A 12,755-nucleotide genomic window follows, 5' to 3' on the forward strand; every position below is an offset into this window, starting at 1 on the left:
CGCCTGTGGCGGGGGGCCTCACCGGAACTGCTGTCGTGCGACGGAGCTCCGCGGAATCAGGCCGAAGCCCGGTCCGCGGATGCCTGCTGCTCGTCCGCCGGTACCGGTTCGTCGGCCGGTGCCGGTGCGTCCGCCGGTACCGGTTCGTCGGCCGGTGCCGGTGCGTCCGCCGCTGCCGGTGCGTCCGCCTCTGCCGGTTCGGAAGGGGTGTCGGCGTCCCCTTCGTCCGTGGCGGCCCCGCTCTCGGCGGCGACCTTCGCCGCTGCCAGGCGCCGGTCCGCGTCGGCACGGATCTCCCGCCACGCGGACTCCGCCGCCTGCTGCTCCGCTTCCTTCTTGCTGCGGCCGGTGCCGGTGCCGTACGAGACACCACCGACGCGGGCGGCAGCAGTGAAGGTCTTCTCGTGGTCAGGACCGGTCTCGGTGACCAGGTACTCCGGGACGCCGAGGCCCTCTGCCGCGGTGAGCTCCTGGAGACTGGTCTTCCAGTCCAGGCCCGCACCGAGGTTCGAGGACTTCTCGATGAGCGGGTCGAAGAGCCGGTGAACCAGCTCGGACGCCGCATCGAGGCCCTGGTCGAGATAGACCGCGCCGATCACCGCTTCCAGGGTGTCGGCGAGGATGGATGCCTTGTCCCGGCCCCCCGTGCCCTCTTCGCCACGGCCGAGCCGGATGAAGGAGCCGAGTTCGAGGCCACGCCCGACCTCCGCCAGCGCACGCGAATTGACCACAGCGGCCCGCAGTTTGGCCAGCTGGCCTTCCGGCAGGTCGGGGTGGGTGCGGTACAGCGTGTCGGTGACCACCAGGCCGAGCACGGAGTCCCCGAGGAACTCCAGGCGCTCATTGGTGGGCAGACCGCCGTTCTCGTACGCGTACGAACGGTGGGTCAGCGCGCGCACCAGAAGGGCGGACTCGAGCTGATACCCGAGCCGCCCTTCCAGAAGCGTGTGGGACGAGGCATTGTCCGTCTTGTTGGACTCAGACATCGCGCCTCTCACCAGCCGCTCAGACCTCGAGGACCTGGCGCTTGTTGTAGGTGCCGCAGCTCGGGCACGCGATGTGCTGCTGCTTCGGCTCCTGGCAACGCTCACACGAAACCAGGGTGGGGACCGCAGCCTTCCACTGCGACCGGCGGTGGCGCGTGTTGCTGCGCGACATCTTCCGCTTCGGAACAGCCACGGCTACTTCTCCTGCTTCTCGTCGACGCCCGCTTCGGCGCCGCCCATGTTGTCCTTCTCGCCGTCCTGAACGGTCTCGGCGAGTCCCTGCAGTGCCGCCCAACGGATGTCGACGGCGTCGTGGTGGTGGTCCGGGTTCTCGTCCAGCCTGACCCCGCACTCGGGGCACAGGCCTTCGCAGGTCTCCCGGCACACCGGCTGCATCGGCAGTGCGAGCACCACCGCATCACGCAGCACGGGCTCGAGGTCGAAAAGGCCGTCCTCGAGAAAGAGCCTGTCCTCGTCCTCTTCGTCGTCGGCAGGCTCCGCAGTGCGACTGCGGCCCCTGTCGTCGGCGTCGGGGTACGTGAACATCTCCTGGAAGTCCGCCGCGACCTCTTGGCGCAGCGGCTCCAGACACCTTACGCACTCCCCCTCGGCGGTCGCACGGGTGGTGCCAGTGACAAGCACACCTTCCATGACGGACTCGAGGCGGAGGTCAAGCTCCACGGGCGCGCCTTCCGGCACACCGATGACATCGGCGATGCCGAGGTCCTTGGGAGCGTCCACCGTGCGGGAGAGCCGCTGGAGCGCACCCGGTCGCCGTCCCAGCTCGTGCGTGTCGAACACGAGGGGATTGCGATGGTCGAGGCGCGTGCTCAGGGGACTTCCTGCTTTCGGTTCGTGGGAGGGGCCGTCCCGGTTCGTGGGGCGAAGCGGACAGCCGGGATCGCGATCTACGCGCGACCGAAGAACCAGGGTACTTCAACAGCCGCGATAGACCCAATCCGGGCCCTCACCGCCCCTGCTCGTACCGGTTCAGCTGTTCCAGGTCGATCATGCTGGTGTCGAAGAGGCTGGTCTCGTCCAGTGCCGTGCCCTGCTGGGGCGGGGTCTGCGGCGGCGGGGGCGGCTGCTCGCCGTAGCCGCCGGCATGGGCGGGGGCGCCCGAGGCGTACGGGTCGGGCTGGGCGTACTGCTGGGCGTAGCCCTGGTCCTGGTAGGCGGCGTAGGGGTCGGGCTGCTGGTAACCCGCGTACGCCTCCTGCGGCTGGTACGTGTACGGGTCGTGCTGGGCCGGGATCTGCGGCGCGGGCTGCGGCGGGTAGGCGTACGCGTCCTGCTGCTCGCGCTCCGGTGCGGCGGCGGGGGCGGGAACGGGGTCGGCGAGTTCGGCGAGGCCGGCGAGGTAGTCCGCGTCGCTGGTGTGCTGAAGGCCGGCGGCGTCCTGAGCGGCCATGTGCGCGCCGAGATCGTCCGTGGCGATACGTCCGTGCAGCTTCTGACGGCCGCGGCCGACCGCGTCGAGCGTCTTGGAGAGCACGGCCTCGAAGGCGCCGAGCTTGGCGTCGACGTACTGGTCGGCCCGCTGGATGAGGGTCTGCGGGTCGTTGCTGTGCTCCGGCGCGTCCTCGTCGGCGTAGCCGTGCTCGTCGAGTCCGGGTCCCCGGCCGAGGAGCTTCTCGCGGCCGCGGTCGACGGAGCCGATGGTCTTGGTGAGGACGACCTCGAAGTTGGCGAGCTTGGAGTCGACGTAGTCGTCGGCCTCCGCGCGGATCTCCTCGGCCTCGCGGCGGGCCTCGGCGAGGATGCGCTCGGCCTCGTCCTGGGAGCGGCGGGCGACCTGGGTGTCGGAGATCAGCGAACCGCGCTCGGCGTGGGCGGACTCGATGATCCGCTCGGCCTCGCGGCGGGCCTCCTCGACGAGCTGTTCGCGGCCGCCGATGAGCTCCTGGGCCTGCGCCAGGGAGCCGGGCAGAGCCTCGCGCACCTCTTCGAGCATGGCGAGCAGCTCGGCGCGGTTGACCACGCAGGACGCCGACATGGGCATGGAGCGGGCGTTCCCGACCGCCGCGACGATCTCGTCGAGCTTCTTCTGCACGTCCACCGTGGTTCGCCACTCTCTGCTGCGGGTTGGAGACGGACGGGACGACTGTACGGGCAGTCCGTCCTCGCCCGACACCGGGTGACGAGTTGTCAGCTCAGCCCTTTTCCGCGAGCCGGCGCACGAGCGCGCGGTGGACGGTGTCGGGCAGCAGGTGGGAGACGTCGCCGCCCCAGGCGGCGACTTCCTTGACCAGACTGGACGAGAGGAAGCTGTAGGTGGGGTTGGTCGGCACGAACAGCGTCTCCACGCCCGACAGGCCGTTGTTCATCTGGGCCATCTGGAGCTCGTAGTCGAAGTCGCTGACCGCGCGGAGCCCCTTGACGATCGCGGGGATGTCGCGCTCCTTGCAGAAGTCGACGAGGAGACCGTGGTGGGACTCCACCACGACGTTCCCGTACTCGCCGGTGACCTCGCGGATCATCGCGATCCGCTCGTCGACCGTGAAGAGTCCCTGCTTGGACTTGTTGATCATCACCGCGACGTGTACGACGTCGTACAGCTTGGAGGCGCGGGCGATGATGTCCAGATGCCCATTGGTGATGGGGTCGAATGACCCCGGACAGACTGCGCGGCGCAACTGAAGTCCCTCGCTCTCCGGTCCGGTCATGGTGCGTCTTCGCACGTAGCGGCGGCGCGACCGTACCAAAGCGTCCCCTCGCCGTAGCGACGGGCCCGCAGTGGCTGGAAGCCCTTGGGCCAGTTGAATTCTCCGCCTCTGGTGCTGCGCTCCACGGTGACGAGGGCATCGTCCGCGAGCCAGCCCTGGAGGCGGAGTGTGAGCAGAATCTCCCGAAGATCGTCGTCCGTGACGGCGTACGGCGGGTCGAGGAAGACCACGTCGTAGGGGCTCTCCGGCGCCGGACCCGTGACGATCTGTTCCGCTTTGCCGGTACGCACCTCGGCGCCGGGCAGGCCGAGCGCCCGGACGTTCTCCCGGACGACGCGGGCCGCGCGGGCGTCCGCCTCGACCAGCAGGGCGTGGGCCGCGCCGCGGGACAGCGCTTCGAGGCCCACCGCGCCCGACCCGGCGTAGAGGTCGGCGACGCGGATGCCGTCGAGGGTGCCGAGCTGCGACTCCCAGCTGGAGAACAGCCCTTCCCGGGCACGGTCGGAGGTGGGGCGGGTGCCGGTGCCTGGCGGGACGGCGAGGCGGCGTCCGCCGGCAGCGCCGGCGATCACGCGGGTCATGAAGGGCCTCTCTTGAGCGGGCTCACATCCTCAAGTGTCTCAGCCCCGAGTCTCTCAGCCCTTGTCGAGGTACTGCTCGCGCTCCTTGTCCAGCAGGGCGTCCAGAGCGGTACGCAGTTCGGGCAGCCGCTCGAGGTCCGGGTCGGCGCCGACGATCGCGACGGCCTCCTCGCGGGCGGCGGCGATGACCTCCTCGTCCTCGATGACGGTGAGCATCCGCAGGGAGGAACGCACCCCGGACTGGGCCTGGCCCAGCACATCGCCCTCGCGGCGCTGCTCGAGGTCGATCCGGGACAACTCGAAACCGTCGAGCGTCGAGGCGACCGCGGCCAGGCGCTGACGGGCCGGGCTCGCTTCCGGCATCTCGGTGACCAGCAGGCACAGGCCCGGGGCGGAGCCGCGGCCGACCCGGCCACGCAGCTGGTGGAGCTGGGAGACGCCGAACCTGTCCGCGTCCATGATCACCATGGCGGTGGCGTTGGGGACGTTGACGCCGACCTCGATGACGGTGGTGGCGACCAGGACGTCCACGTCGCCGGCGCCGAAGCGGCGCATCACGTCGTCCTTGTCGTCGGGCGGCATCCGCCCGTGCAGGACCTCCACGCGCAGCCCGCTCAGCGGCCCCTTGGCGAGCTGGTCGGCGACGTCGAGGACGGCGAGCGGCGGGCGCTTCTCCGCCTCGTCCTCAGCCGTCTTCTTCTTCGGCTGTTCGTCGTCGTCGCCGATGCGGGGGCACACCACGTACGCCTGGTGCCCGCCCTCTGCCTCTTCCCGGACACGCTCCCAGGCCCGCGCCAGGAAGTGCGGCTTGTCGGCTGCGGGGACGACATGGCTGGCGATCGGCGAGCGGCCGGCCGGCAACTGGTCGAGCACGGACGTCTCGAGGTCGCCGAAGACGGTCATCGCGACCGTACGAGGGATGGGGGTGGCGGTCATGACCAGCAGGTGCGGCGGCTGCTTCCCCTTGGAGCGGAGGGCGTCGCGCTGCTCCACGCCGAAGCGGTGCTGCTCGTCGACGACGACGAGGCCAAGGTCGTGGAACTGGACCTTGTCCTCGATCAGGGCATGGGTGCCGATGACGATCCCCGCCTCGCCGGTCACCAGGTCGAGCAGCGCCTGCCGGCGGGCCGCGGCGCCCATGGAACCGGTCAGCAGCACGACCTTGGTGCCCTGCTCGGCGCCTCCGAGCCCCCTCCCGTCACCCGACCACCGCCCCTTCTGCGGAGCCGCTTCGCGCCACAGTCCCCAATTCTCGGCCAGCTCGCCCATCATCTCGGTGATCGAGCGGTGGTGCTGCTGGGCGAGGACCTCTGTGGGCGCCAGCATCGCGGCCTGTCCGCCCGCGTCGACGACGGCGAGCATGGCCCGCAGCGCGACCATCGTGTTGTGCGTGACGGTGAAATGGTCGGTGACATACGCGTGGCTCGGATGAGCAACGCTGATGCACTGGACGGGCTTCCTGCCGACGTACTCCACCGCGCGAATTCCGCGACGGAAAGTGTTGTACTTCGGCCGGGTGCGCAGACGATTCACTTTGCGTGACAGCCGGAACGGTGTGTATTCCTCGGGCAGAGCCACGGAAACGTTGAATGCGTCCCTCTTCGGTAGGACTCGGGCTCTTCCTCCCAGGGATCGCACCAGCCACGCCACTCCGTCGGCCAGCCGCCGGGACGCCGAGCAGAAGGAAATGCTCAGATCGTGGGCGTCGAGGGTGCCGTCCGTGTCCATGAGTCCCTGCAGAATCGCCAGCCGGTTCTTGATCGAGGCATTCTTGTACGGCTCCGGCACGAACTTCTCGTGCGAGGTGACACCCCACAACCCCATCTCACGCAGCGACTCGATGAGGGGGTTCCGGCGGGTTCCGCCCCTTGGCGCGGTCATGCGAAGTGTGAAGTCGTAGCGTGATCCCGGCACGGGCACCAAGTGACACTCGGGAGCGATTGCAGCCCGCACTGCCTCGAGGATCTCCTCGTCGGCACTTGAGACACGGAGATTGTGACGGAATGAGCCGTCTCCCAGGAGAACACCGAGCAGGTAAGGGTCGACGACAAGATCCATACCGCTGTCGAGGTCGACCGGGGCAGCAGTCGGCAGATACCACTTCGCCGACCCGTCGGCCTTGAACGTGTCTTGTCTGATCTCTCTTGTGGTCATGGTCCTGGGCTGCTGGCCGCGGTACCAGCCGCAGCTCGTGCCGACGATCCACAAATGCTCGTCATCGCATTCGACGGCACTTCCGTCCGAGAGCACGAGGCGCCAGACGTCACGCTCGCCTTGAGGAAAGACGCCATCCACGACAGCGACCTCCCCGGACGGGACGACCACATCGTCGCCGCGGGCGATATCGCCCATTCGGCGATAACCGCTCGGCGTCAACACCAGGGAATCGAGGGGCTGTGCCTTGCCCGAGCCCACCTCGCCCTGGAGGAGGCGGTGCATCGGGTGTTCGGTCGCGAGGTCGTCGAAGATCTCCTTGCTGACCGACTGCTGGCCTTCGGTGAGGGTGAAGGGCAGTTCGGCGTCGAAGGCGTCGAGGAGCCCGCCGGGCACGGGGCGCCGGGCCACCGCGGGGAGCTTAGTGTCGGCGTACCGCCTGCGGGCGAGGGCGACCTGGAGGACGAACGCCTCGTCCCACTTCAGCCGCTCCCTGGCCACCTCGATGTCCGCCTTGGTGCGCGGGCGGTGGATCTTGCGCAGGGCGTCGGGCAGGGTCGCCATGCCCCGCCCCTCGCGCAGCGCGGGCGGCAGCGGGTCCACCGCCTCCGCGGCCCGGTCCAGCACCGCGTCGACCGCCTTGGAGATCTTCCAGGACTCCAGCTGCTTGCAGGCCGGGTAGATCGGGATGAGCTGGTTGGCGAAGGCGTCCACGGCGTCGGCCGCGCTCGCGCCGCCGCTCAGCGGTTCGTACGCGGGGTGGGACAGCTGGAGCTTGCGGTTGAAGACGGACACCTTGCCGGCGAACATCGCCCGGGTGCCCGGCAGCAGGTCCTTGTGCGGTTTGTGGACGCCCTTGCCGAAGAAGACCAGCTGGAGCCGGCCGCTGCCGTCCGTGATGGTCACCTCGAGGCGCCTGCCGCGGCCCTGGTTGAACGTGTGGATCCGCGCGTCGGCGACCTGGGCGACCACGGTGACGTGCTCGTCCAGCGGCAGCTCCGCGAGGGACGTCAGCTCACCGCGCTCCGCGTACCGCCGCGGGTAGTGGTGCAGGAGGTCACCGAGGGTGTGCAGATCGAGATGCTCGGCCATCACCTTGGCGGTGGCGGCACCGAGCGTCTTCTTGAGGGGTTCGTCGAGCGCGGACACGCGATCCATTGCACACCACTGCACCGACAGTCGTCGCACACCTGTTGATAACTCCTGGTCAACGCGGCGCCGCGAGCCCTACGATGGCCCCTCTTCCACCCCCTTCGCGATCACCGCCGTACGGGATCGCCCGACCCGCGCCGTCGCCCGACCCCCCACCGGCGCAGCGACGATGACTTCTGAGACGACTCCGTCCGGCGGTACGACGACACCGCACACCTTCCAGGTCGATCTGCGCGGCCTGGTGGACCTTCTCTCCCACCATCTCTATTCCAGTCCGCGGGTCTATCTGCGCGAACTCCTCCAGAACGCCGTGGACGCGATCACCGCCAGGCGCGCCGAGGACCCCGGGGCGCCCGCGCGGGTGCGGCTGTACGCCGCCGGCGGCGGTCTGCGCGTCGAGGACTCGGGCATCGGCCTGACCGAGACGGACCTGCACAGTCTGCTCGCGACGATCGGCCGCAGTTCCAAGCGCGAGGGGCTCGAATCCGCACGGGCCGGGTTCCTCGGACAGTTCGGCATCGGGCTGCTCGCCTGTTTCGTCGTGGCCGCCGAGATCCGGGTGGTGAGCCGCAGCGCCCGTACGCCCGGGGCGCCGCCCGTGGAGTGGACGGCGCGCGACGACGGGTCGTACACGGTGCGGACCCTGCCCGACAGTGCCCGGCCGGAGCCCGGCACGACGGTGTACCTCGCCCCCCGGCCCGGCACCGCCGACTGGCTCACCGAGGAGCGGGTGACCGCCCTGGCACGGGACTTCGGCTCGCTGTTGCCGTACGACGTCCGGGTGGGCGACACCCCGGTGAGCGAGCTGCCGGCGCCCTGGGACCGTGCGTACCCGGGTCCGGCGGCGCGGCGGGTGGCTCTCGCGCGCCACTGCCACGACGTGTTCGGCTTCACCCCGCTCGACTCGGTGGACCTCGCGCTGCCGGTCGCCGGTGTCCGTGGGGTCGCGTACGTGCTGCCGTCCGCGGTCAGCCCGGCGCAGCGTTCCGGGCACCGGGTGCATCTGAAGGGCATGCTGCTCACCGATCGGGCCGACGAACTCCTGCCGGACTGGGCCTTCTTCGTGCGGTGCGTCATCGACACCGACAGCCTGCGCCCGACGGCTTCCCGCGAGTCGCTGTACGCGGACGAGACGCTCGCCGCCGTGCGTGAGGCGCTCGGCGACCGTATCCGGGAGTGGCTGACGGGGCTCGCCGCCGGGGACCCGGAGCGGCTGGCGCAGTTCCTGTCCGTCCACCACCTGGGCGTGAAGTCGCTGGCCCGGCACGACAGCGACATGCTGCGGACGATGCTGCCGTGGCTGCCGTTCGAGACGACGGACGGCCGGCTGTCGCTGGAGGAGTTCGCCCAGCGGCACCCCGTCGTGCACTTCGCCCGGACGGTCGAGGAGTACCGGCAGGTCGCGCCGATCGCCTCGGCGCAGGGCATCGGCCTGATCAACGGCGGCTACACCTACGACAGCGAACTGGTCGAGCGCCTGCCGGAGGTCCGGCCCGGCACGGTCGTCGCCGAACTCGACGCCGACACGGTCACCGCGCACCTCGACGCGGTCGATCCCGCGGAGGAGCTGGCCCTCGCCGGTTTCCTGTCCGCCGCGCGGGCCAGGCTGGAGCCGCTGGGTTGCGACGTGGTGCTGCGCGCCTTCCACCCGCTGACCGTGCCGGCGCTCCATCTCGACGACCGGGCCGCACGGCACGAGCAGGCACGCGCGGAGGAAGAAGCCCGGGCCGACGACCTGTGGGCCGGGATCCTCGGCTCGCTGCGCGGCAGCGCGCCCCGCGCGCGGCTCGTGCTCAACCACCTCAACCCGCTGATCCGCAGGATCGGTTCCCTGGACGGGGAACTGGCGGGCACGGCGACCGAAGCGCTGTACGGGCAAGCCCTGCTGATGGCGCAGCGACCGCTGCGGCCGGCCGACTCCGCGCTCCTCAATCGCGCGTTCATGGGCCTGCTGGAGTGGGCCACCCACGACCAGGAGAACGGACGATGACCCTCGACACCCCCATGGACGCCGAAGCGCTGCGCCAGGCGCTGCGCGACAACAACCGCGAGCCGGAGGGGCCCGCGCGCAACGCCCGCGCGGAGCGGCTGTTCGCCGAGATCGAGCAACTCGGCGACACGTCACTCGTCATCGACGGCCTCGACCATCTGATGCAGGTCTACAACTACAGCTCGGAGGCGGACAAGATGTTCGTCCCCTTCGCCCGGCTGCTGCGGATGTGGGACGACCGGCCGGAGGACTTCGACGGGCAGCAGGTCCACTCCCTGTTCTGGATGTTCAAGTGGGTCTCCAGCGGCATGGTCGACCAGCCGCACATCCCCCTCGCCTCCATCGAGAAGTGGCAGGCGGAGATGGAGCACCGCTACCGGCTCGCGGGCCACTCCGAGCGAGCGGTGCGGCAGGGCGAACTGCGGATCGCGCGGCACGTCGGCGACCTGGAGCGCGCCCAGCGGGCGTACGACGCCTGGCAGGCCGCCGACCGGGACGACAAGAGCGACTGCCATGCCTGCGAGTTGCGGACGCAGGGCTCGTGGCAGGCCCTGCGGGACGACGACGAGGGTGCGCTCGTCACCTGGCGGCCGGTGCTGGACGGCGAGTTCACCTGCGCCCACGAGCCGCACGCCGTGCTCGCCGCCTCCCTGCTGCCCCTGCTGCGGTTGGGGCGCGCCGAGGAGGCCCGCGCCCATCATCTGCGCGGATACCGGCTGGTGCGCACAAAGGAGAGCATGCGCAGCGCCGTCGCCCGGCATGTCGAGTTCTGCGCGCTGACCGGCAACGAGGCGCGCGGCCTGGAGATCCTGGCCGAGCGTCCCTCGTACTTCACGGACACCGGAGAGCCGAGCAGCCTGCTCGGCTACCTGGAGGTCACCGCGCTGCTCACCGACCGGCTCACCGCGCTGGGACACGGCGACACGAGCCTGACCGGTCCCGGCGGCCGGCCCTGGACCGTGCGTGAACTCGCCGTCCACGCGCGTACGGAGGCGCGTGCGATCGCCGCCCGTTTCGACGCGCGCAACGGCAACACCTACTTCGGCGAGCAGAGCGCGGAACGCATGGACCGTGCGCCGCTGCTGGACCGGCTGCCGCTCGGTGTGCGTTCGGTACGGCCGGCGCCCGCGCCACGCGAGGCACCGGCCACGGCGTCCGGCGCGGCCGGTTCCGGTTCCGGTTCCGGTTCCGGTGAGGATCTGGCGGGCCTGCTGGCCGAGGCGCGCCGGCTCTCCGAGGCCCAGCACCCCCACGCGACGGACGCCTGGGCCGCCGTCGCCGAGGCGGCAGGCCGGGAAGGCACCGAACTCGCCGTTCTCGAGCGGGCGGAGATCGACGAGCACCGCGCAATGGCACCCTCGACACCGCCTACCGAGGCGACCGGGCTGTTCACCTCCGCGGCCGCACTGTACGAGACGGCCGGCGAGCCCGGTCTCGCGGCCTCCGCGCTGGCCCGTGCCGCCTACTGCGTCAGTCTCGACGGGCGGCCCGCCGAGGCGCTGGAAGCCGTGCAGGAACCCTGCGACCGGGCGCTGGCCCTGCACGCGGAAGGCCGGTCCACCGCGCGGCAGACGAGCCGGACGCTGCTCTGCCGGGTGCGGATACTCAACGACATGATCGGCGGCATGCAGGTCCAGGAGGCCGTGGAAGCGGCCGTCACGTCCTTGGAAGAAGCGGTGCACGCGCTGCTCGGCTTCGCGAAGCCGGAGCAGGCGGAGCCAGGGGTCGGCGTCGTCATCGCCGAGGCGCTCGGCTACCTCGGCAACATCACCGCGTTCCGCGGAGACGCGCCCGGGGCGGCCGAGCTGTACACGCGCGCCGCCGACGCGTACGTCCGGGCGGGCCGCCCCTGGTTCGCCGTGGAGCCGGAGAGCCAACTGGCGGGCGTCAGCAGGCACCTCGGTGACCTGGAGACCGCCGAGCGAGCCTCACGGGCCGCACTGGAACACGCGGCCCCCTTCGCCGGACCGGGCGGGCGGGCCCGCCTGCACCTCCAGCTCGTCGAGACGCTCTCCGACAGCGGCAAGCTCGACGAGGCGGCCGATCACGCGCTCGAAGCGGCGCACTGGGCCGACGAGGCGGGCGAAGGCGCGGGCAACGGCGCGTACGCACGGCACCGGCTCGGCGGATTCCTGCTCCGACTGGGCCGGGCCGACGAGGCGGCGGCCGTGCTGGAGTCCGTACTGCCCGACCTGACCGAACAGGACCACGGCGACGGCATGATCGTGCAGACGCTTTGGTGGCTGGGCGACTGCTGCACGGCACTGGGCGAGCCGCGGGAAGCGGCCGAGCACTGGCTGAAGGCGGCGGACATCGCACGCGGCTGGCCGGAACAACGGGACCACGCGATGCTCGCGAACCTGGCCGGGCAGGCACTGTTCCGTGCGCAGCTGAACCCGCAGGCGGAACTGGCCTACCAGCGCGCAGGCGACCTGTGGCGCGACCTCGGCGACGTGCACGCACTCGTGCGCACGCTGCGGGTCCGGGCCTGGATCGCCGTACGGGACGGGCAGGCGGGCATCGGCGCGGCGCGGGAGCTGATGGCCGCGGCGGCGACGGAATGCGAGTCGGCGCTCGCCGGGTCGGCGGACGGGGCCGCGGACGAGGATGCCCGTGCCGCGCTGCGCGCCGAACTGGCTGACACCTACCGCCAGACCGGCGACCTGATCGCGAGCTCCTGCGAGGGCGAGCCCGGGGACGACGACGCGGACGGCTCGGCACGGGCCGCGTACGAGGAGGCCGTCGCCCTCGTCCTGCGGGCGGTGGCGGTCTTCGAGGAGGCGGGCGAGCAGTTCACCGACCTGCGCACGGGCGCGCAGCTCATGGCGTCCTGGCTGCACGCCTCGCTCGGTGACGCCTCCGCGGCGGTGGCGCTTGCGCGGGGAGTCCTGGCGACGTACGAGGCCTCGGGGGACGGCCCGGCTGACGAGACCGCGGAGTCGCGGTGCGCGGAGGCGCGGGCGGTGCTGACGGAGGTGGCCGGGGGGTGACGGTGAGTGGGGGGCGTGGCCGCTGCGCGGGGCGTTCCCCTACCCGCCCCTTCCCGAACCGGGGCAAGCCCCGGGCCCGTCGGCCTTCGGCCGTGCCCTCGAATCCCCCTACGGCCTGGCGGCCGTGGGAGGTGCCCCCGGGCGGGGCTGGGGTTGCCCGGCAACGCCGGAGCCGCCGGCAGGGCGTGAGTTGCCGGCGTGGCTGATTTCGCGAAGCGAAAGTTTCCGCCGCCAGG

General features: G+C 71.1%; 9 protein-coding genes. 2 read left to right on the forward strand and 7 right to left on the reverse strand.

The genetic code is table 11. The annotated features are described in order from the left end of the window. Positions 1–56: 56 nt before the first annotated feature. From rnc to ACWGH4_RS19530, 7 genes are all read right to left on the reverse strand, one after another. A complete protein-coding gene (rnc, locus tag ACWGH4_RS19500; protein ID WP_453462288.1) occupies positions 57–986 on the reverse strand; it encodes a ribonuclease III in 930 nt (309 codons plus the stop codon). A gap of 19 nt (positions 987–1,005) precedes the next feature. Next, on the reverse strand, positions 1,006–1,179 hold the full coding sequence (gene rpmF / locus ACWGH4_RS19505) for a 50S ribosomal protein L32 (RefSeq protein ID WP_026165248.1): 174 nt from the start codon (positions 1,177–1,179) through the stop codon (positions 1,006–1,008). A gap of 2 nt (positions 1,180–1,181) precedes the next feature. Beyond that, complete coding sequence (locus ACWGH4_RS19510; RefSeq protein WP_441266432.1) at positions 1,182–1,787, reverse strand: YceD family protein; 606 nt, start codon at positions 1,785–1,787, stop codon at positions 1,182–1,184. A gap of 166 nt (positions 1,788–1,953) precedes the next feature. Further along, positions 1,954–3,045 (reverse strand): ATP synthase F0 subunit B, encoded by a 1,092-nt coding sequence (locus ACWGH4_RS19515; protein WP_453462293.1) that lies wholly within the window; start codon positions 3,043–3,045, stop codon positions 1,954–1,956. 94 nt (positions 3,046–3,139) lie between these two features. Next, positions 3,140–3,622, reverse strand: a complete 483-nt coding sequence (gene coaD, locus ACWGH4_RS19520; RefSeq protein ID WP_053556892.1) for a pantetheine-phosphate adenylyltransferase — start codon at positions 3,620–3,622, stop codon at positions 3,140–3,142. Positions 3,623–3,648: 26 nt separating this feature from the next. Further along, positions 3,649–4,233 carry a 16S rRNA (guanine(966)-N(2))-methyltransferase RsmD gene (gene rsmD / locus ACWGH4_RS19525; RefSeq protein ID WP_441266434.1) on the reverse strand — a complete coding sequence of 195 codons (585 nt, stop codon included), beginning with the start codon at positions 4,231–4,233 and terminating at the stop codon, positions 3,649–3,651. Between the two features lie 54 nt (positions 4,234–4,287). Then, entirely contained in the window at positions 4,288–7,545 is a 3,258-nt protein-coding gene (locus ACWGH4_RS19530) for a helicase-related protein (RefSeq protein ID WP_453462296.1), read from the reverse strand. A 163-nt stretch (positions 7,546–7,708) separates the two neighbouring features. On the opposite strand from ACWGH4_RS19530, the gene ACWGH4_RS19535 reads away from it, so the two are divergent. Continuing rightward, positions 7,709–9,529: an HSP90 family protein gene (locus ACWGH4_RS19535; RefSeq protein ID WP_453462299.1), complete on the forward strand. Its 1,821-nt coding sequence runs from the start codon at positions 7,709–7,711 to the stop codon at positions 9,527–9,529. After that, the gene (locus ACWGH4_RS19540) at positions 9,526–12,519 is read left to right on the forward strand and encodes a tetratricopeptide repeat protein (protein WP_453462302.1); all 2,994 of its coding nucleotides are present in this window, start codon (positions 9,526–9,528) and stop codon (positions 12,517–12,519) included. Before ACWGH4_RS19535 ends, ACWGH4_RS19540 begins: the two co-directional genes overlap by 4 nt. The last annotated feature ends 236 nt before the right edge of the window (positions 12,520–12,755 follow it).

The sequence above is a fragment of the Streptomyces sp. NPDC054847 genome (genome assembly GCF_053610925.1).

Coding starts and splice junctions, on each gene's coding strand:
- ACWGH4_RS19540 (WP_453462302.1), top strand. CDS start 9,526: ATGACCCTCGACACCCCCATGGACGCCGAAGCGCTGCGCCAGGCGCTG.
- ACWGH4_RS19535 (WP_453462299.1), top strand. CDS start 7,709: ATGACTTCTGAGACGACTCCGTCCGGCGGTACGACGACACCGCACACC.
- ACWGH4_RS19530 (WP_453462296.1), bottom strand. CDS start 7,545: ATGGATCGCGTGTCCGCGCTCGACGAACCCCTCAAGAAGACGCTCGGT.
- rnc (WP_453462288.1), bottom strand. CDS start 986: ATGTCTGAGTCCAACAAGACGGACAATGCCTCGTCCCACACGCTTCTG.
- rsmD (WP_441266434.1), bottom strand. CDS start 4,233: ATGACCCGCGTGATCGCCGGCGCTGCCGGCGGACGCCGCCTCGCCGTC.